The organism is Methanothermobacter tenebrarum, assembly GCF_023167465.1.
In the GTDB taxonomy this organism is placed as follows: Archaea; Methanobacteriota; Methanobacteria; order Methanobacteriales; family DSM-23052; genus Methanothermobacter_A; species Methanothermobacter_A tenebrarum.
In genome coordinates this window covers 387,403-408,141 of sequence record NZ_AP025698.1, presented here as the reverse complement: position 1 = coordinate 408,141, position 20,739 = coordinate 387,403, and the positions used below count along the sequence as shown (strand labels likewise).

General features: G+C 42.6%; 20 protein-coding genes. 12 read left to right on the top strand and 8 right to left on the bottom strand.

What is annotated here, in order from left to right; translation table 11 throughout:
- Positions 1–2: 2 nt before the first annotated feature.
- Genes MTTB_RS02265 through larE form a run of 4 tightly spaced genes read left to right on the top strand, consistent with a single transcriptional unit; the run spans position 3 to position 3,442 of the window.
- On the top strand, positions 3–584 hold the full coding sequence (locus MTTB_RS02265; RefSeq protein WP_248564901.1) for a metalloprotease: 582 nt from the start codon (positions 3–5) through the stop codon (positions 582–584).
- An 8-nt stretch (positions 585–592) separates the two neighbouring features.
- The gene (locus MTTB_RS02260; protein ID WP_248564900.1) at positions 593–1,819 is read left to right on the top strand and encodes a YcaO-related McrA-glycine thioamidation protein; all 1,227 of its coding nucleotides are present in this window, start codon (positions 593–595) and stop codon (positions 1,817–1,819) included.
- The gene (locus MTTB_RS02255; RefSeq protein ID WP_248564899.1) at positions 1,776–2,417 is read left to right on the top strand and encodes a TfuA-related McrA-glycine thioamidation protein; all 642 of its coding nucleotides are present in this window, start codon (positions 1,776–1,778) and stop codon (positions 2,415–2,417) included. Before MTTB_RS02260 ends, MTTB_RS02255 begins: the two co-directional genes overlap by 44 nt.
- 8 nt (positions 2,418–2,425) lie before the next feature.
- Positions 2,426–3,442 (top strand): ATP-dependent sacrificial sulfur transferase LarE, encoded by a 1,017-nt coding sequence (gene larE, locus MTTB_RS02250; protein WP_248564898.1) that lies wholly within the window; start codon positions 2,426–2,428, stop codon positions 3,440–3,442.
- Here the strand turns inward: larE and MTTB_RS02245 are convergent.
- The 7 genes from MTTB_RS02245 to rimI form a co-directional block, all read right to left on the bottom strand.
- Positions 3,439–3,858 (bottom strand): hypothetical protein, encoded by a 420-nt coding sequence (locus tag MTTB_RS02245; protein ID WP_248564897.1) that lies wholly within the window; start codon positions 3,856–3,858, stop codon positions 3,439–3,441. The genes larE and MTTB_RS02245 overlap by 4 nt on opposite strands.
- A complete protein-coding gene (locus MTTB_RS02240; protein WP_248564896.1) occupies positions 3,851–4,696 on the bottom strand; it encodes a CBS domain-containing protein in 846 nt (281 codons plus the stop codon). The genes MTTB_RS02245 and MTTB_RS02240 overlap by 8 nt, the downstream gene beginning before the upstream one ends.
- A 40-nt stretch (positions 4,697–4,736) precedes the next feature.
- Positions 4,737–5,168 carry a universal stress protein gene (locus MTTB_RS02235; RefSeq protein ID WP_248564895.1) on the bottom strand — a complete coding sequence of 144 codons (432 nt, stop codon included), beginning with the start codon at positions 5,166–5,168 and terminating at the stop codon, positions 4,737–4,739.
- Positions 5,169–5,172: 4 nt separating this feature from the next.
- Entirely contained in the window at positions 5,173–6,324 is a 1,152-nt protein-coding gene (locus MTTB_RS02230) for an amidohydrolase family protein (RefSeq protein WP_248564894.1), read from the bottom strand.
- Positions 6,325–6,414: 90 nt separating this feature from the next.
- Positions 6,415–9,591 carry a carbamoyl-phosphate synthase large subunit gene (gene carB, locus MTTB_RS02225; RefSeq protein ID WP_248564893.1) on the bottom strand — a complete coding sequence of 1,059 codons (3,177 nt, stop codon included), beginning with the start codon at positions 9,589–9,591 and terminating at the stop codon, positions 6,415–6,417.
- Between the two features lie 13 nt (positions 9,592–9,604).
- Positions 9,605–10,687 carry a glutamine-hydrolyzing carbamoyl-phosphate synthase small subunit gene (carA, locus tag MTTB_RS02220; protein ID WP_248564892.1) on the bottom strand — a complete coding sequence of 361 codons (1,083 nt, stop codon included), beginning with the start codon at positions 10,685–10,687 and terminating at the stop codon, positions 9,605–9,607.
- Positions 10,688–10,700: 13 nt separating this feature from the next.
- The gene (rimI, locus tag MTTB_RS02215; RefSeq protein ID WP_248565250.1) at positions 10,701–11,132 is read right to left on the bottom strand and encodes a ribosomal protein S18-alanine N-acetyltransferase; all 432 of its coding nucleotides are present in this window, start codon (positions 11,130–11,132) and stop codon (positions 10,701–10,703) included.
- A gap of 22 nt (positions 11,133–11,154) precedes the next feature.
- Here rimI and MTTB_RS02210 point away from each other — a divergent pair, with 22 nt between their 5' ends.
- From MTTB_RS02210 to cobK, 3 genes are read left to right on the top strand one after another with little or no spacing between them, the layout of a single operon-like run.
- Entirely contained in the window at positions 11,155–11,556 is a 402-nt protein-coding gene (locus tag MTTB_RS02210; RefSeq protein ID WP_248564891.1) for a UPF0146 family protein, read from the top strand.
- Between the two features lie 11 nt (positions 11,557–11,567).
- A complete protein-coding gene (locus MTTB_RS02205; RefSeq protein ID WP_248565249.1) occupies positions 11,568–14,057 on the top strand; it encodes a calcium-transporting P-type ATPase, PMR1-type in 2,490 nt (829 codons plus the stop codon).
- On the top strand, positions 14,054–14,842 hold the full coding sequence (gene cobK / locus MTTB_RS02200) for a precorrin-6A reductase (RefSeq protein ID WP_248564890.1): 789 nt from the start codon (positions 14,054–14,056) through the stop codon (positions 14,840–14,842). Before MTTB_RS02205 ends, cobK begins: the two co-directional genes overlap by 4 nt.
- Here the strand turns inward: cobK and MTTB_RS02195 are convergent.
- The gene (locus MTTB_RS02195) at positions 14,814–16,043 is read right to left on the bottom strand and encodes a molybdenum cofactor synthesis domain-containing protein (protein ID WP_248564889.1); all 1,230 of its coding nucleotides are present in this window, start codon (positions 16,041–16,043) and stop codon (positions 14,814–14,816) included. The two genes, cobK and MTTB_RS02195, sit on opposite strands and share 29 nt — an antisense overlap.
- A 161-nt stretch (positions 16,044–16,204) precedes the next feature.
- Here MTTB_RS02195 and eif1A point away from each other — a divergent pair, with 161 nt between their 5' ends.
- The 5 genes from eif1A to MTTB_RS02170 all read left to right on the top strand — a co-directional run bounded on the left by eif1A (position 16,205) and on the right by MTTB_RS02170 (position 20,668).
- Positions 16,205–16,501, top strand: a complete 297-nt coding sequence (eif1A, locus tag MTTB_RS02190; protein ID WP_112093591.1) for a translation initiation factor eIF-1A — start codon at positions 16,205–16,207, stop codon at positions 16,499–16,501.
- Between the two features lie 3 nt (positions 16,502–16,504).
- Entirely contained in the window at positions 16,505–17,293 is a 789-nt protein-coding gene (locus tag MTTB_RS02185; RefSeq protein WP_248564888.1) for a serine protein kinase RIO, read from the top strand.
- Between the two features lie 31 nt (positions 17,294–17,324).
- Positions 17,325–17,891: a KH domain-containing protein gene (locus MTTB_RS02180; RefSeq protein WP_248564887.1), complete on the top strand. Its 567-nt coding sequence runs from the start codon at positions 17,325–17,327 to the stop codon at positions 17,889–17,891.
- 154 nt (positions 17,892–18,045) lie between these two features.
- Positions 18,046–19,617, top strand: coding sequence for a DNA topoisomerase VI subunit B (gene top6B / locus MTTB_RS02175; RefSeq protein WP_248564886.1), 1,572 nt, complete (start codon positions 18,046–18,048; stop codon positions 19,615–19,617).
- The gene (locus MTTB_RS02170) at positions 19,610–20,668 is read left to right on the top strand and encodes a DNA topoisomerase IV subunit A (protein ID WP_248565248.1); all 1,059 of its coding nucleotides are present in this window, start codon (positions 19,610–19,612) and stop codon (positions 20,666–20,668) included. Before top6B ends, MTTB_RS02170 begins: the two co-directional genes overlap by 8 nt.
- The last annotated feature ends 71 nt before the right edge of the window (positions 20,669–20,739 follow it).

Sequence of the window (20,739 nt, the reverse complement as noted above, 5' to 3'; positions counted from 1 at the left end):
ATATGGTGAAATTCACGACTAGGGAAATAAGGGATATCATAATATCCATGATAGTAATAGCGGCTGTTTTCTCATATGTTTTCTCGAATAGACAATTTAACATGGCGGTTTCGCTCTTACCTGCGAGTATCATAGGCGTGGGTGCGGGTTTCGTATTCCATGAAATAGCCCACAAGCTCATGGCGATAAGATATGGTTTCTGGGCAGAATACAAGCTATGGATGGGCGGCATATTACTCGCCCTTATAACAGCATATTTTGGTTTTGTATTCGCAGCACCTGGAGCAGTATACATACATGGAACATACATTAGCCGAGAAGAAAATGGTAAAATAGCATTAGCAGGACCCGCTACAAACATCCTATTAGCTCTGTTTTTCCTCTTCCTAGCATCATCTTCAACAGGCATCCTAGCTGGCATAGCAACCCTAGGATATGCCGTTAATGGTTTCATAGCATTCTTCAATCTTCTACCCTTCAGCGTATTGGATGGGGCGAAGGTTATACGCTGGAATCCAATAATATGGCTCTTCGCCATCTTAGCAGCCCTCGCAATCACATTTAAAAGCATATTCACCCTATAGTGATTACCATGTTCTCCAATGTACCCGTAAAATATATTGGTTGCACGCACAGGGCCAGGAACCCTTCTGAGACTATAAAATGGATCGAAAAGAAACTACAAAGTATAGGCGTTACAAGGATAACAGAGATAACACACCTTGACAGGATAGGTATACCAGTATACTCTGCTATAAGACCAACTGCAGAGGAGGGTGCTGTGAGCATATACGCTGGTAAAGGGGCTACAAGGTCACAGGCTAGGGCATCGGCTATGATGGAAGCCTTCGAAAGATACTCAGCAGAGAAAAAAAGTGAAGACGCCGAAAAGTCCATTAAAGCACCATTAGATGATATAATAGGACATGTAGACCCTAAAAGTCTCATACTCCCCCAGGACAGTAAAGTGGATGGGAAAATTGAATGGGTGAAAGCCACAAACCTAAAAGATGAAAAAGAGGCTCACATCCCCGCAAATGCCGTCTATCATCCCTATAATCCGCCAGAGGATTGTGTAAGTCTTTTCAGGTCAAATACTAATGGGCTCGCTTCTGGGAATGCTATCGAGGAAGCAGTATTCCACGGACTCATGGAATTAATAGAAAGAGATGCTTGGAGCATCTTCGAGGCAAAAAGGGGCCCGAAAAGGGAAATAGACTGTCAAGACACTGACAATAAGATCATAGAGGATCTGCTCCACAAATTCAAGGACGCGAAGATCGACATAACCCTAATAGACCTTACAAACGACATCAGGATACCAACAGTCGCCGCAGTAGCCGATGACACCCTCTTAAAGGATCCCACATTACTAAGCATAGGTGTTGGAACACACCTAGACCCTGAAGTGGCAGTTATAAGGGCGCTCACAGAGGTGGCCCAGAGCAGGGCCACACAAATACATGGAACCCGGGAAGATACTGTTAGGGCGATTTTCATGAAGAAGGCAGGGTATGAGCGGATGAAAAGGATTAACAGCCACTGGTTTGAAGAAGCCGAAACTGTAATAGGATTGGATAAGTTGAAAAATAGGTCAAAGAGGACCTTCAGAGGGGATATTAAAGTCACGCTTAGAGAGTTGAAAAAATGCGGATTTTCTGATGTATTCTTTGTGGATCTTACACGTGAAGTTAAGGTGCCAGTGGTAAGGGTTATAGTACCCGGATTGGAGGTATTTGCTGTTGACAACACCCGGATAGGGGATAGGATCAAGCATGAAGCGGGTAATCGTATTCACGGGTCCATCCCTACATCCTAGGGAAGCTAGGAGGATATTGGAGGCCGAATATCATCCCCCGGTAAGGAGAGGTGATATCCTAAAGATTATTAGAAGGCCTGTTGATATCATCGTGATCATAGATGGGGTTTTCCATCATGAGCCTGCAGTCGCCCACAAGGAGATAATAAAAGCACTTAAAATGGGTGTGAAGGTGGTTGGAGGGGCTAGTATGGGGGCTCTCCGAGCATCAGAACTTGACAGTCTCGGGATGATAGGTATAGGCTATATCTATGAGAAATACAAGGATGGGAGCATAGAATCTGATGATGATGTTGCAGTTGCCTTCGATCCCAAGACCCTACAACCACTATCAGATTCCCTTGTAAGTATCCACTACAATTTTAAGAGAGCATATATGCATGGTATAATCTCAAAGGATGAACTAGAGCATCTTATCAGAGCTGCCAAGTCAATATTTTATCCTAAAAGGACATATGATAGAATCTATAGAGAGTGTAACATAAACCCAGATATTCTCCAGCGATTAAAAAAATTTATAGAAGATGAGGGTGTTGACATAAAAAGGGAGGATGCCATCAGAGTCCTAGAATATGTGAGAGACGAACTATTAAGGTAGTATCCATAATGGAACTTGAGGCAAAGATTAAACAAGTCGAAGACATCCTAAAGGATAAAAAGGTTATAATAGCATTCTCTGGGGGATCAGACAGTACGCTCATCGCCAAGATAGCATCAAAGGCCTCAAGGGAGGCTATCGCCGTAACTGTAGACACTGGGACGCTACCAGTAGATGCCACCCGAAATGCGAGGTATATAGCTTCGAAACTGGGAATCCCGCATAAAATCATAAAAGAAAATTTCCTTGAATACGAAAATTTCAGGAAAAACACCCCTCAAAGGTGTTTCCATTGCAAAGATCGCATTTACGCTATCCTAGAATCCGTCGCAGAAGAAAAGGGATTTGATATCATAGTAGATGGGACTAATATAACAGACATGCTCGAAGATCGGCCGGGGATCATGGCAAATTATAAAAGAAAAATAAGAAGTCCACTATTAGAAGCGAAAATAACAGAAGAAGATGTTATGGAGTACTTGAAAAGAGAAAACATAGATTATGCACCAGATACTACTTGTTTGGCAACTAGGATAAAGGGGCCGATAACCGCCAAAAAACTTAATATGATATCATATGCTGAAAAACTTATAAAGGATCTTACAGGTCTTGAGTTAGTCAGGGTCAGGGACTTTAATGGTATCGCGGTAATCCAAGTAGATGATACAAGTAAAATACTAGACAAGCAACTCCTAGAATATATCCTGGGGAAATTTAAATCAGCAGGTTTCAGGGGCGTGCACGTGGACATGGAAGGCTACCGCAAGTATAGGGGGGAGCTTATAGGCTCTCAAGAGGATGGTAGGACGATATTTGAATTAAAACTCCCTTATCCTATTGATTTGGAGAAAACATACTCCAACTTCAAAGCTTACCGAGAAGATGCTCAATGGTTAAAAATAGGCGATGGTATAGTTAAGATTTCTGAGGATGGTAGGATAATAATTGAGGAAGTTAAAGATAGAAAAGAGGCTGAGAGGATACTACTAGAGGTATTATCAGGTATAAGGCGGATGAAAAACTAGAGTACGGTTTGTATGTTTTCATCTACATTCCTTCTGAAACTGGTTATTTTGCGGATGAAGCCCCTGGTATCCTCCCCTTGGAATATGATGTCTCCGAGGACATGAAATTCGATATCATCTGCTTTTATATTATTGAATATTATCTCTATTTGGTTCGCTTCTTCTGGGGTGTCATTGGCTATAATACGATATTCTAGGTTGAGATCTTCATGCTCTATAACATCACTTATTATCTTCTTGAGTATCAGTTCCATCACTGCGAGGAATGTTTCGATATATGGTAGTCCATGCAACCAACAATATCCCCATAAAACCTTTAATTGAAGATCTTTGATAGATACTTTCCCCCCATTTTTCGCGGCGAATGTTAAAGCTCCCTTTGAGGCTTTTATACGTAGAGTGGATTCGTTACTCATCTGAATCAACTAGGGCCTTTATAAGGTCTTGGGCTCTTAACAATCCTACTAGTTCTCCTTCAAAGTCTATGACAGGTATTTGTTCAATTTTGTATTTTCTCATTTTCTTTGCGCAGTTACTGACACTTGTCGTTTTTGTCACTGTGACTATTTCTGTTGTGGCAACATCCCTTACTTCCTTATCTGAAAATCTGAGTTGATTTTTGATAACATAGAGAACATTTTTGCTATCCCATGTCCATCTGTCTCCTTCAGTACCTACTGAGGTATTATGGACTGTCCTCTCAGAGACTACCTCGCTTTCGTTTAGAAAGTCTGTCTCGGTGAGTATCCCTGATAGTCTAGCTTCATTGTTGATGGTGAGTAGAACCTTTAATTTGAAGTATCTCATGATCTCAAATGCTATGTTAAGGGGTGTTCTATCCCATGTTGTGGGTATGTTTAGGATCATATAATCCTCTACTGGAGAATCTATGTCCATCTCTGTGAGTGCCCGGGATACGATATCATAGGCTGTGATTATACCGACTAGTTTATCGTTTTCGACTATGGGAATCCTCCTTATATTATTTTCCACCATCTTAGAGGCTACTAAACTTACAGGATCTTCTGGGGAGGCCACAATAGGATCCCTTGTCATTATAAGGGCTATCTGTTCCTCGTCGGGGTTTTCTATTATATCTGAACGTGTTATGACACCCACAAGCTTATCGGAGCCCTCTTTAACAACTGGTAGCCCTGAAACGTTCTTTTTTCTCATTATCTCCAGTGCTTGTGTGCGGTTTCCTGGAACTTTCACATAGTATATTTCTTTTGACATTATATCCTTTGCTAACATTCTCTACACCCGATCCAAGAATTAGCTTTTTTTTGAAAGGTTAATGTACTACTAATACTGGGCACTTTGCAGATCTTACGACCTTTTCTGTCACGCTCCCGAGAAGGAACCTGTCGAGGCTGTGTTTGCCTGATGTCCCCATTACCACGAGATCTATACCTTCTTCTTCTATCGTATTTAGGATCGAATCCGCGGGTGAACCTTCATCTGTCTTTAATGTGAGTTTGATATCGTGGCCTGATTCCTCGACAAGCTTTTTTATTTTATCCAGGGAATTTGAGGCTTCTTCTTCGAGGATTTCCTTGATGCGTATTATAAGGTCGTCGGCTGGCAATCCTATGAAAGTGGATGTTTCCATGACGGTTAGTGCTATTATCTCCGCGCCACTCTCCTTTGCTATCCATATTGCATGTTCAGCTGCTTTGTTAGCATGTTCTGAGCCGTCGGTGGGTAGGAGGATTTTTTTGTACATAAATTCACCTCTTAACTATTTTACCTTTTATTATAACATGTCTTATATTTTTCGATTGGCTTCTATTAATAAGTGAGAGATAAGGGTTTTTAGATAGTGATTCAACTATTATGAGATCTGCTTGGAAACCTTCAGCTATGCATCCTATTTTTTTGTTAAGGAATCTGTGAATGTTTGTTGTTGCCATCTTCAAAACTTCCCTGGGATGGAAGTAACCCCCTTTAAGGGCCCTTGTAACTTTCAGGGTATATTCCATTTCCCTGAACATGTCTGGCGCGTTAAACATTATATTATCGGTTCCCAAGAGCAGGTTTACATTTTTATGTATTTTTGCTATTGGTGGTATTCCTGTTGATAGCATCCCATTTGATCTTGGACATGCAACAATTGTAGTTTTATTTTTTGAGGCTAGTTGGAGGTCTCCTGGGAGTGGGTTGGTAAAATGTACGAGTAAATGGAAGCCTGCATTTATGGCTCTTTCCACTTCACTTTTGCCTGTCTTTTCCATGAAGAGTCTCTGAGCTTTAATGCTTTCGGCTACGTGTATTGATGCTATTTTATCCCACTTTTCACATTCTTCCACGATTGTGTGGGCTGTCTCGTCGGTTATTTCGCCGAATCCACTCGCCCCTATCCCATCAGCGAATTTTAGGAGTTTTTTTATCCTATTTTTCAGGTTTGTCGTGTTCGGGTTTTCTTCTAGGAAGATTGGATCTCTTCCTAGTATGAGTGAATTTATAGGTAAGCCTTTTAGCGCGTTTTTAAGTAATTTTATGCCTTTTATTCCGCCTTCTCTATAGTCTATGAAGGTTGTGGTGCCGGCGGATATCATTTCTATGATGGAGGCTCTAGTAGCCTCTATGATCTTTTCGTCTTTTGTATTCTCGAGCATCCTATGTTTTAATCCCATTGGGGGTTTCACTATCTCCTCTAGGCTTTTACCGTCACCCAAGTCTTTTAGGATGCTGTCAGCAGTGTGTACATGTGCGTTTATAAACCCTGGGGCTATGATGCACCCTTTTGCGTCTATTTTATGATCTGATGGGATTTTTTCCCCGCTTATCTCTAGTATCTTGCCATCTTCTATTGCAATATTCGCCCTTTTAGGGTTTAAATTCATACCTTCTAATATAATACCATTTTCAATAACAAGCATTTTGAATCCCTAAAATAGTATCTTCAAGGCCATCGCATGTTTTAAAGAACCTTGGAAATTTCATATTTGATGGTATGGGGGTTCCCACCCCTATGATCCGTGGTATTCATTGAGGGATTTAACCGTTATTTTACCCATTTTAACCGCTTCTATGGCGTTTAGAGCCGCTCTTGCACCTGCAAGTGTTGTGACATATGGTATTCCCAATTCTATGGCCATTCTCCTTATAATGTACCCGTCATCGGCTGATTGTTTACCAGAGGGCGTGTTTATTATGAGTCCCACTTCACCTGCGAGTATGGCGTCTTTTATGTTAGGTGAAGGTTGGCTCACTTTATTTATAACCTCAATGTTTGAGATGTCCTTCACGGCCTCTGCGGTGCCCCGTGTTGCTATAATTTGGAATCCTAGCTCCTCTGCTTTTTGCACTATGTCTGCTATTTTTGTTTTGTCAGGGTCTTTAACGCTTATGAAGATTTTACCCTTTATTGGTAGTTCCATGTTGGCTGAAAGTTGTGACTTGTAATAGGCGAGGCCGAAGTTTTCATCGATGCCCATGCTTTCACCGGTGGATTTCATCTCGGGTCCGAGTACTGAGTCGGCTCCTGGGAGTTTGATGAATGGGAATACGGATTCTTTAACCGCCACGTGATCTATTTCTTTTTTTGAGGTCAGTCCCAGTGTTGATAATTTTTTGCCTAGCATTAGTTTCGCGGCGACTTTTGCCAGTGGCACTCCTGTGGCTTTGCTCACGAAGGGTACTGTTCTGCTCGCCCTGGGGTTGGCTTCGAGTATGTAGACTGGTGGCTCTTCATTGGCTTTGACAGCATATTGTATGTTTATTAATCCTACAACTTCTAGTTCTAGTGCGAGTTTTCTTGTGTAATCTTCTATGATTTTTATTATATCCTCTGGGATGGTCTGGGGTGGTATGACACATGCTGAGTCTCCTGAGTGGACGCCTGCTTCTTCGATATGTTCCATGATACCCCCTATATAGACTTCTTCACCGTCACATACTGCGTCAACGTCAACTTCTATGGCATCCTCTAGGAATTTGTCAACGAGGATTGGATGTTTTGGGGAGACTCTGACAGCCTCTTCCATGTATTCTTCAAGTTCTTTTTCGTCGTAGACTATTTCCATCGCTCTTCCACCTAAAACATAGGAGGGTCTTACGAGTACTGGGTATCCTATCTTTTCAGCTACGCGTCTGGCATCCTCGAATGATTTTGCTATACCATAGGGGGCTTGGGGTATGTTCAGTTTTTCCAGTACCTTTGTGAATCTTTCACGGTCCTCGACCTTGTCTATGCTCTCGTGGGGTGTTCCAAGTATCTTTACTCCTTCCTTTGCGAGTGGAACTGCTAGGTTAATTGATGTTTGGCCCCCGAATTGGACCACAACCCCGTCTGGTTTTTCTTTGTCTATTATGGCCAGTACATCTTCTAGGGTTAGGGGTTCGAAGTAGAGTTTATCTGATATGTCATAGTCTGTACTTACTGTTTCTGGGTTGTTGTTTACCATTATTGTCTCGAATCCTTCCTCTCTGAAGGCCATGGTCGCATGTACACAACAATAGTCAAATTCTATGCCCTGGCCTATCCTTATGGGCCCTGATCCTATTATCAGGACCTTTGGTTTCTTTGAAACTTCCACTTCATCTTCCATGTCATAGGATCCGTAATAGTATGGCGTTTTGGCCTCGAATTCGGCGGCGCAGGTGTCAACCATCTTATATACTGGTTTTATATTATGCTTCCTGCGCAGTTTACGTACCTCTTTCTCCTTTAAACTTGTAAGTTGGGCTATTTTCTTGTCTGAAAAACCTAACCTTTTAGCTTTCTTTAATGTTTCAAGGCTTAGCCCGTCCTCTTTGAGGGTTTTTTCAAATTTTATTATCTCAAGTATCTTGTATAGGAAGAATTTGTCAATCTTTGTAAGCTTATAGACTTTATTGATGCTCATCCCATTTTTTAGTGCTGTGTATACTTGGAATAGTCTTTCATCTGTGGGATTGGCAAGGTCGGCTGGTGTGAATGGAACTTCTTCGAAGCCATGTCTTCCAATGTCCAAGGATCTTATAGCCTTATGTAGGGATTCTTCCAGTGTCCTGCCGATGGCCATGACTTCCCCGGTGGATTTCATCTGTACTCCAATGTGCCTGTCTATGTCCCTGAATTTGTCGAATGGCCAGCGGGGTATTTTGGTCACTACATAGTCTATGGTTGGTTCGAATGATGCTGGTGTCTCTTTTGTGATATCATTTTGTATCTCGTCAAGTGTGAGGCCTATGGCGATTTTGGCAGCTATCTTGGCTATGGGGTAGCCTGTTGCCTTGGATGCTAGGGCGCTGCTCCTGCTTACCCGTGGATTCACTTCGATGACTTTATATTCTCCTGTTTCGGGGTGTACTGCGAATTGTATGTTGCATCCTCCTTCGATTTTAAGGGCTCTTATTATCTTGAGGGATACGTCTCTGAGTTTCTGGTTTTCTTCGTCAGTTAGTGTCTGGGCTGGTGCAACAACTATACTCTCACCTGTATGTACGCCCATGGGGTCTATGTTTTCCATGTTACATACTATGATACACGTGTCTTTTTTGTCCCGCATAACCTCGTATTCGAATTCTTTCCAGCCTAGGACTGATTGGTCTATGAGGACTTGGTTTATGAAGCTCATTTCAAGGCCTCTTGTAACCACTTCTTTGAGTTCTTCTGGGTTGTGGGCCACGCCTCCACCGGTACCTCCTAGTGTGAATGCTGGTCTAACAATAACAGGATACCCTATCTCTTTAACAGCCTCTAAGGCCTCTTCGACCGATTCAACGGCTTTAGCTTTGGGTACTGGCTCGTTAAGCTTTTTCATGAGATTGTCAAATAAGTCTCTGTCTTCAACGTTCCTTATTGTTTCTATGGACGAGCCTATGACTTTAACATCTTCTAGCGCCCCTATTTGTGCTAGGCCTGTTGCAACGTTTAGGCCTGTCTGCCCACCCATTGTTGGGAGTAGGGCGTCTGGTTTTTCCCTTTTTATGATCTTGGCCACTATCTCTGGCGTTAATGGTTCAATGTAGACTTTATCGGCCATTTCCATGTCTGTTTGGATTGTTGCAGGGTTTGAATTGACTAGTATTGTCTTAACACCCTCTTCTCTCAGGGCTTTACATGCTTGGGAGCCTGAGTAATCGAATTCGGCTGCTTGTCCTATCTGGATTGGCCCCGAGCCTATTATAAGCACCTTCTTTATGCTTTTATCCCTCGGCATCTGGCGATCCCCTTTAATATTCCCTCATTATCTCCACGAATTTATCGAAGATTTTATAGGTGTCGTGTGGTCCTGGTCCGGCTTCTGGATGGTATTGGACGGCCATGATGGGGAGTTCTCTATGTTGTATCCCCTCGACTGTCCCATCATTAAGGTTCAGGTGGGTTATCTTGATACTCTTTTCGTCTATTGATTTCGGATCTACTGCGAAGCCGTGGTTTTGTGATGTTATAGCGACTTCTCCCGTTTCTAGGTTTTTGACTGGTTGGTTGGCTCCCCTGTGTCCGAATTTCATCTTGTATATTTTCGCGTTGAATGCTAGTGCTATTATCTGTTGACCGAAGCAGATCCCGAATATCGGGAGCCTCTCTGATAATCTTTTAACCGTTTCTATAGCCTCTTTAACCCTTGTTGGGTCTCCAGGACCGTTTGATACTAGTATGGCGTCAGGGTCATATTCTAGTATCTTATCTGGACTTGTATTATATGGTAGAAGGGCCACGCTAACCTCTCTTTCCAGGAGGGCTTTTATGATATTGTTTTTTGTCCCGCAGTCTATTATGGCGATCCTGTCGTTGTATTCTTCATGCAAAACTTTGGGTTCCTTTACGGAGACTTTATCTACAAGGTCTAATTCGCGTATGTCTGGTTGTTCTATGGCTAATCTTATAAGTTCATCATCTTCAATATCCTCAGTAGCCAGAGCACCCTTCATGGTCCCCTTTTCCCTTATTTTTATTGTTAGGGCCCTTGTATCAACACCACTTATACCTGGGATCTCATATTCTTCTAGGAAGTCTGAGAGCGTCTTTTCTGCCATGTGATGTGATGGCTTTTTGCATTCTTCCCTTACGATAAGCCCCTCTGCTTTTATACCATCTGATTGGTACCATCTACTGGATATGCCATAGTTTCCCTGGAGTGGATATGTTAACATTAAAATTTGGCCCTTATATGAGGGGTCGGTGAGTGCTTCAACATAGCCTGTCATACCAGTCGCGAATACGACTTCTCCACTTTTAACCGTTTCGAAACCGAAACCCTCACCCCTGAGTAGGGTTCCATCCTCCAGGGCAAGTTTAGCTTCTCTAACCATTAAATCACCAGTTTTATAATTCTTTTTTCATCACCACTGCATCGTCGCCGTTCTCATAATAGTGTGGTATCCTATTTTCTTCTTTAAACCCTAGGCTCTTATAAAATTTTATAGCCCCTTTATTTTTCGCCCTAACCTCTAATTTAATAACATTAACACCAAACCTTTCAAAGGCGTCTATTGCCGCTTGTACAAGCCTTGTTCCGAATTTTCTGCGACGATATTTTTTATCAACTGCTAGTGATATGATATGTCCTTCATTTTCAAATCTTATCCAAAATATAATATACCCTACAACCATATTATCTTCTTGGGCAACGAGAAAACCAGCCCCTATATCATAAAGGTAACGTAGAAGCTGTGGGGGATAGGGCTCATCAAAGGACATGCTCTCGATTTCCATCACCCTTTTAAGATCTTGTGGCTTGAATTCCCTTACAATCATCATCCTTGTCTCCGTGATATGTATGTGGGAAGACCTTGCATCATATATAATACAAGAATGCAACCCAAATGATAAGGTTGTGGAAGTGGGCGTTGGAAGATTCTTCAAAGTTGCAGAGTATCTTCAGGAATATTCAATGATTGATCTGATCCTAACAGATATTAAACCTTCCCACCCCTATATAATAGAGGATGATATTACGAATCCTAGATGGGAAATATATAAGGGCGCCAGGTTAATATACTCGATAAGACCCCCAATGGAATTACACAAACCCCTTATAAAAGTAGCAGATAAGGTCAAAGCTAAACTTTTAATAAGACCACTAGTCACAGAACCTCCTATAATGGACATGAATCTTATAAATTATAAAAGAAGTTTCTTTTACGAATACCAACCAAGCCGAAGGAGATATCTAGGGTGAAATGGGAGCGTATGGAAGCCAAGAAGGTCCTAGAAGAGCTTGGCACGTTCAAGGATGGTCTAAGTTCAGAGGAGGCCAGGAAACGCCTTTTAGAGTATGGTGAAAATGAATTGGTCGAAGAAAAAAAGGAAGGGCCGATCAGATTATTCCTGAACCAGTTTATGGATGTCCTGATAATATTATTAATCGTAGCAGCTTTAGTCTCCTATTTTATAGGCGATTTCCTAGATGCCATGGTAATATTATTTGTTGTTGTTGTAAACGCTATTATAGGCTTCATGCAAGAATATCGTGCCGAGAAGGCTATGGAAAAACTTAAGAGTCTAATCGCCACCGAAGCTGTTGTAATACGGGATGGTGAAATTAAAAGGATACCCGCGCGTGAATTAACCATAGGCGACCTTGTGATTATAGAGGAAGGCGATAATGTACCGGCAGACCTGAGACTCATCGAAACATCCGAACTTAGGATAGACGAGTCGATAATCACCGGCGAGTCAATACCAGTCCATAAAACCCATGAGGTGAGTGATAAAGGGGATAATATCGCCTACATGGACTCAAATGTGGTCTCGGGGCGGGGTAAAGGTGTTGTAGTAGCTGTTGGAATGGAATCATCCATAGGTAAAATAGCGGGGATGATCCAAGAAGAAGAAGGTAAAACACCACTCCAGGAGAAGATATCGCGTCTAGGGAAGAGCCTGGGACTCATAGCAGTCATTGTATGTTCTATAGTTTTCATCCTCCAATTTTTAAAGGGTATAAATATTGTTGAAACTTTCATGACTGCCGTTTCTCTTGCGGTGGCCTCTGTGCCAGAGGGTCTCCCAGCAATTTTAACACTAACCCTCGCACTTGGCATGCAAAAAATGGCAAGAAACAATGCCATTATAAGAAGACTACTCGCAGTAGAAACCTTGGGATCCTGCACTTTCATCTGCACTGACAAAACCGGCACACTAACCCTCAACAAGATGAGAGTGAGAAAATCATTATTAACTTCCGAGAACAGGGCATTGGAAGTTTGCGCGCTCTGTAATAATGCAAGTTTTTCCAATGACAAGGTTATAGGCGATCCTACAGATGCTGCACTACTCCTTTTTGCGAGGGATAAGGGTTACATAAAGGGGGAACTTGAGGAAGAATATCCACGGATAAAGGAAATACCACTTGACAGCGAACGTAAAAGAATGAGCACCATACACTCCTCCACCTCAGGATATTACTTGTTTATTAAAGGAGCGCCTGAGATAATCCTGGAGAGAACAGGTTACATCGAAGAAGAGGGCAAAATAAGAAGATTCAACGACGCTGATTTAGAATATTGGAAGAAGAAATTGGATGAGATGACATCCCAGGCCCTTAGAGTGCTTGCACTAGCATATAAGCCACTTGATGGCCTAGATGATGGGGAGGATCTTGAGAGGGATCTTATCTTCGTCGGTCTTGTTGGTATGATGGACCCCCCCAGGAAAGAGGCTGCTGAGGCCATAGAAGTTTGTAAAAAGGCTGGTATAAAAGTTGTGATGATAACCGGGGATCATAAGGATACTGCAGTTGCAATTGCCAAGGAATTAAAGCTAATGGAGGATGGTGAGGCCATCACTGGTGAAGAACTAGACAAGCTTAGTGATGAGGAATTTGAGTCTATTGTAGAGGATATAAGAGTCTATGCGCGGGTCTTCCCCCAACAGAAGGTTAGGATTGTTGAAACGCTCCAAAATCGCGGTCATGTAGTTGCGATGACAGGAGACGGTGTTAACGACGCTCCAGCACTTAAAAGAGCGGCTATTGGCGTTGCTATGGGGAGTGGTACGGATGTTGCCAAGGAAGCCTCTGACATGGTCCTTCAGGATGATAACTTCGCCACCATCGTAAAAGCTGTGAAGGAGGGGCGTACAATATTCGATAATATAAGACGTTTTGTTAAATTCCAGCTTTCAACGAATGTCGGCGCCATCCTCACCATAGTATCATCTTCTGTGATGAACATTCCCCTCCCATTCAATCCCATCCAGATCCTCTGGATAAACATTATCATGGACGGGCCCCCGGCACAATCACTGGGAGTCGAACCCCCAGAGAAGGATATAATGGCAAGGAAACCGGAAAAAGAGGATATACTACCCCAGAGGAACCTGCTCCGGATAGTATTAGCTGGTATTATAATGGCGATAGGCACATTAGCCATCTACATGTACAAGTTATCCACTGGGGATGCCAGGGCAAGTACAATAGCATTCACAACATTTGTAATGTTCCAGATCTTCAACGTATTTAATTGTAAATCACAGAATGGATTTTCAAATAAACTGCTCTTTTTTGCCATTGCAACATCATTCATACTACAATTATTTGTTATATATCTGCCACCATTACAGAGCATATTCAGGACGCGGGCGATTTCGATCATGGATTGGATGCTCATAATATTGGCGGCTTCATTAATATTAGTACATGAGGCGATAATCCGGTGGATTGATAAGAGGAGAAGATTATGAACATCCTCGTAATGGCAGGAACCCACGATGCCGTGAAGATAATAAAAAAACTTAAAGAATCCACGGATCATAGGATAATAGCCACCACCACCACGGATTATGGTGGTAGACTAGCCAAGGCCGCTGGGGCGGATAAGATAATAACAGAGGCCCTTAACAGGATAAGATTAGTCCAGGTTCTTAAGATTGAAAAGGTTGATATGATAATAGATGCAACCCACCCCTTCGCGGTGAAAGCAACTGAAAACGCTATCAGAGCCTCTGAGGAGGCTTCAACATATTATATCCGTTTTGAGAGGCCAACCCCAGAATTAGATGGGGATATTTTGAGGGTTGACTCCTTTAAGGGGGCTGGGCGGGTGGCGGCTAAGATCCTGGAAGATGAGGATGGTAATATCCTACATTTGGCTGGTGTTTCAACACTTAAGGATGTTATCGATGAGATTGGAAGAGAGAGGATAGTGGTCCGGGTTTTACCCCATCCACGTTCTATAGAGGCATGTTATAGGATGGGCATACCCGGAGAGCGGATAATAGCAATGCAGGGAACTTTTTCAAGGGCCCTTAACAGGGAAATTATGAAGGAATACAATGCAATCGCCGTGATCACGAAGGAGAGTGGGGAAACTGGGGGGCTAATGGAGAAGGTGAAGGCTGCTGAGGATCTTAGGATCCCGGTTATACTCGTGAACAGGCCATTCATTGAAAAATTAGAGGATAAGCTCGTATTTGATGATATTGACGAACTTCTAGCATTCATATGGGGGAAAGGGGTGAAACTTTAACCCTAGAGCCTTCTTCGAGTATTTCAACGTTTTTGGGGATTTTAATATAACCATCCGCGTCTGCGAGTGATGTTATGGCACCTGAATCCTTTAATATGGGGTATGCTCTGCCATTTTTTACTTTTACGAGGGCGTAGTGTATTCTACCCTTTGATGAGTGTAGTCTGCGTGCGAGTGGTAATTCCACCCTACGATGTTCTATTGGTGGTTTGCCTGAAAGTTCCATTAGGTAGGGGCGTAGAAGAACATCGAAGATTATCAGGGCGGAAACAGGAAAACCTGGGAGGCCAAATACAAGTTTTCCTTTGACTTCGCCTATAAGGGTGGGTTTTCCCGGTTTTATGGAGATCCCATGGATCATCACTTTGCCAATGTCTTCGATGACTTCCCTGAGCATGTCACCGGCGCCGGCTGAGGTTCCACCAGAGGTTATTAGGATGTCACATTCTAGGATACCTTCTTGGATTGCCTTATGAAGTTTTGTGTAATCGTCTTTCACAATACCTAGGATTTTTGGTTCGCATCCGCATTTTTTAACTGCAGCCGCGATACTGTGGGAGTTTGAGTCGAAGATTTTTCCGGGAGTCCAATCATTTGAGGGTTCTATTAATTCGTTTCCTGTTGAGAGTATACCTATCTTTGGTTTGGCTATCACGGGCACTTTGGATATGCCAGCTGCGCTTATCGCCCCGATCTTTTCGGGTGATAATATTGAATTTTTCCAGGCAATGATCTCATTTTTTGGAATGTCCAACCCCCTTTGAGCGATGTGTTGACCAGGATATGCGCTCTTATAAATTATGATGTTATCGTTTTCTTCTTCGGCATATTCAACCATGACTATGGCATCCGCGCCTTCGGGTATTGGGGCTCCCGTGCTTATACGTGAGCAGCATCCTCTTTTTATCCTTTTTTGTGGAATGGCACCTGCTTCTATCACTTCAATACACTTTAGGGTTTTTGGATTATCCTCAGAAGCGTGAAATGTGTCCTCTGCCTTTAGGGCGTATCCGTCCCTTGAAGCGCGGTTAAATGGTGGCAGGTCAATTGGAGTTTTCACATTCTGGGCTAGTACTCTCCCATATGCATTTTCTAGGTTTACTTTTTCTATCGGTGGCGGGTGATAAATTTCCTTGAAAAGGTTGCGGATTATCCTATGAGCTTCTGATATATCTACAAGGTCTAGGAATTCACGACCCATCCCATGATCCCTCCCCTGATTCCTATGAGGATCAATATTCTTCCCCTAAAATTTGGGGTGTTTCCCCCTTTTTTTAGGATAATTATTTTATATTATGTTATAGAGATATTATATTGTCTTTTTCTAAAAAGGATTATATGTAAAGTGTAGGAGGAGATTATTTGGGTAAAGGTAATACAGAGGAAGTTAGGAGAGTTAGGATACCTAGGAAGGGTGAAATACCCGGGATTGTTGAGCAGATACTAGGTCATGGAAAGTTGAAGGTTATATGTAGTGATGGTAAAACCCGCCTTGGGCGCATACCCGGTAAGATGAAAAAGAGGATATGGATCAGGGAGGGTGATGTTGTACTTGTGAAGCCATGGGAGTTTCAAAGTGATGAGAGGGCTGACATAGTATGGAGGTATACGCGTACCGAGGCTAATTGGCTTGAGAGAAGGGGTTACCTGAATTTATAGTAGATGATTGAATTGTCCGCTGATAAGAAGGATAGAACCTTCCACGAAGTCGATTCCGCATTGGAAAGGTTGAAATCCGAGAAGCGCCTTAAGGGCGTGGAGGATAGACGTGTTGCGAGTGAAGTTTTCGATAAAAGAACCCTTGAAGTTCTTTATAAACTGTCAAATACTGGTTATCTCGCTGTCCTTGATGGTGTTATAAGCACTGGTAAGGAGGCTAACGTTTTCAAGGGCCTAGATGATAATGATAATTTTGTTGCTGTTAAAATTTATCGTATCGCTACTTCTGATTTTAGGAAAATGCAATATTATATCCAAGGCGATCCACGTTTCAAGGTTAAAATGAGCAACAAAAGGCAGATAGTCCATACTTGGGTGAACAAAGAATTCAGGAACCTTAAAAGGGCGTGTGAGAATGGTGTTAGGGTTCCAAAGCCATTTGTTTCAAGGGAAAACGTCCTAATAATGGAGTTTATAGGTGACGAGGAGGGCAACCCTGCACCAACATTGAGGGAGGCCCCACCCATAGACCCCCAGGAGATGTTCAATAAAATAATATACTATATGAGGTTATTATATAGGGAGGCCAGACTAGTCCATGGGGATCTTTCAGCATTTAATATCCTCAATTTTGATGAGGAGCCTGTTATCATTGATATTTCACAGGCTGTTGTAGTTGATCATCCAATCGCAATGGAATTACTTGAAAGGGATATTAAGAATATTAGCCGGGATTTTAAACGTTTTGGTGTTTCATCAACTCCCCAGGAGATCAGGGAGAGGATAATATGATTAACCTACCCAAGATTGGGGGTGTGTCCAAGTGGCAACTGAAGAATACCTAAAAATCCCAAAAGAGAGGATAGGGGTTCTCATAGGGAAAGGAGGGGCGACCAAAGAGCGTATAGAAAAACTAACACAGACCAGGCTCGATATTGACAGTGAAACGGGTGCCGTGACCATAATACCCGATAAAAATCTTGATGATCCCCTTTCCCCTTGGAAGGCGCGTAATATTGTCAAGGCCATAGGTAGGGGTTTCAATCCAGAGATCGCCATGCGCCTCATAGATGATAATGTAACCCTTGATATTATAAACATACCAGATTATGTGGGTAAATCCAAGAAGGCCATAGCAAGACAAAAGGGCAGGATAATAGGACGTGGTGGTATAACACGTCAAATAATCCATGACATGACTGGTGTTGATATCTCGATCTATGGTAAGACCGTTGCACTAATAGGTGAGTTCGAAAATCTTATGGTTGCAAGAGAAGCCATTGAAATGCTCCTTAGAGGGGCCAGGCACAAGTCTGTGTACTCTTTCCTCGAAAAAAAGAAACAGGAACTGGAAATAAAAGAGTTTGAAGAGGGTGTTAATATAAGATAAAATCAACAAAGAACTCACCCATTTACTAAAAGGTCTTTTTAAAATACTCAAAGGATATTACTGAAAACCTCATCTTATAATCGCTTGATATATATGGGACAAATTATAAAATAGGTATAGGAAATAATTTTAAAAGTTGAAGGGAGGCTACTTTTTGGAGAGACAAGCAGGAGAACTATTTGAGGAATTCCAAGAACTCACCGCATCAGAATTCTTCCGTAAAAACAGGCAAATGTTAGGTTTTTCTGGTAAGATAAGATCCCTTACCATGGTATTCCATGAACTGATAACAAATAGCCTTGACGCCGCCGAAGAGGCTGGCATACTCCCCCACATAAAAATAAACCTGAAAAGAGTTGGCAAAGACCACTACATCCTAGAACATAGAGATAATGGCCCTGGCATACCCGAAGACTACATACCCAAAGTCTTCTGCACAATGTTCGCAGGTTCAAAGTTCAGAAACATCCAATCAAGGGGACAACAGGGCCTTGGATGCAGTGGCTGTGTACTACTCTCCCAGATGACCACAGGAAAACCGGCCACCATAATATCAGCATACAAAGAAGACGGCGAACTTAAAGGAGTGAAAATGTCCCTAAAAATGGATGTGAAAAAGAACAAAGGACTAGTCCTAGAAAGAGAAGAGATCAACCCAGATGGAACCGGAGTATGCGTAAAACTCCATTTCAAAGAAGTTTCATATTCACTCTCAGAACAAGGAGCCTACGAATATATCCGGAGGACAATGATAGGAAACCCACACGCCCAAATCACATTCACAGACCCCACCGGAAAAAAATACGTATTTAAAAGAGCCTCAAACATCATACCCCCACTACCAAAGGAAATACTACCACACCCAAAGGGTGTTACAGCAGACGACCTAATATTCATGGCAAAACACACCGACAAAAGACGCTTCAGGAGCCTGCTGACAAGCTCACTCTCCAGAATGTCCACAAAGAAGGTCAAAGAACTTGAAAAACTAACCAACATAGATTTCAATAAAAGGCCCAAGGACATGACATGGGAAGAAGCCGAAGAGATAGTAGAAGCCTTCAAAAAAATGGACTTCATGGCCCCCCCAACCAAAGGACTCATACCAATAGGTAAAGACCAAATAGAAAAGGGCATGAAAGAAATACTAAACCCAGAGTTCGTAGCAGCAACCACAAGGAGACCCCTAACCTATAGGGGTGGTGTGCCATTCATAATAGAAGCAGCCGTAGCATATGGAGGTAATGCAGGCAGACTCGTCGGTGAACAAAGAAAAACAGAGATAATGAGGTTCGCGAACCGCGTGCCACTCACATTCGACCAAGGAAGCTGCGCACTAACCGATGGGGTTAGAAGCCTTGACTGGAAGAGATATGGTATAAGGGACTTTGAAAATGCCCCCCTCACAATCTTCGTAAATATAGTATCAACCAACGTCCCATACCTTTCAACAGGAAAACAGAGCATAGCACCAGAACCCGAAATATTACAGGAGGTTAGACAGGCTACAATGCAAGTAGCCCGCAAACTCCAAAAACATATAAGGGCCAAGAAAGCGGCTAAGGAAGAAGCCAAAAGGGCCAGGGTCTTCGAAACATACATCCCCATTATAATGAGGGAAGCAGCCCTCCTAGCAGAAAAGGAAAAACCCGATTATAAACCCTTACTCCAGAAGGTGACGAGAAAAGCGAAGGCGGAACTCCTAGGTGAATCAAATGATGAATAGAAGAGAAATAGCATTGCAAAAACTTAAAGGCTTAGGTGAGATGATACTAGAGGATGTCACCCAGGATAAGGTGCCAAGGATAAAAGTACCCTCCAGGAGCACATCCAATATCATATACGATGATAAAAAACGCCACTACGTCCTAGGCGAAAAGTATGGTATCAGGTCCATGGGAAATGTTAAACAGATAAAAAAGATAGCCCAGATGCTCTACATAGCCAACTTCTGCAAAGACCTTGTTAAGAGAAACAAAACAGCAACCCTAAGGGAACTTTACTACGTCTCAGAGGGATGGGATGTTGACTTCGCAGACCAACAGGAATCTAATATAATAGGCGAAGACCTTGAAGTCACCCTTGGGATGACCCGAGAAGACCTTGGACTACTACCAGAAGAGGACGGCGCGGCAGTATACGGTGAATTAACAGTACGAGAAGGCGACATTGAAATAAACGCCTTGAAGGCTGGTAAATCAGGTTATACGATACCACCTACCATTGATGAGGTGGAATTCGTCGACCACGACGTTGAAAGGGTTATAGCAGTCGAAACCATGGGTATGTACCATCGTCTAGTCCAAGAAAAAGCCTACAAAAAATTCGATTCACTCATAGTAGGATTAAAGGGCCAGGCTGCAAGGGCGACAAGAAGATTCCTCAAAAGGGTGAACGAGGAGCTAAACCTCCCAATCTACATCTGCAATGACGGAGACCCATGGGGATTCCACATAGCCATGGTCATAATATCAGGAAGCGCCAAACTAGCCCATGTAAACCACGAACTAGCCACCCCCGATGCCAAATTCCTCGGGGTGACAGCAACCGACATAATAAACTATGATCTACCCACAGACCCCCTAAAGGACATCGACATCCTAAGACTAAAGGAACTCCTACGCGACCCTCGTTACAGGGACAATTTCTGGAAGAAAGAGATCAAGAAAATGTTAAAGATAGGTAAAAAGGCCGAACAACAATCATTCTCAAAATATGGCCTCGAATATGTTGTCGACACATACCTCCCAGAAAAATTAGATGAAATAGAAACCTAATAATCACCGGTGGGGGATCCAGAAGAAAAGATTATATTTGACAGAAAAATAGAATTTTCACATATCATCCC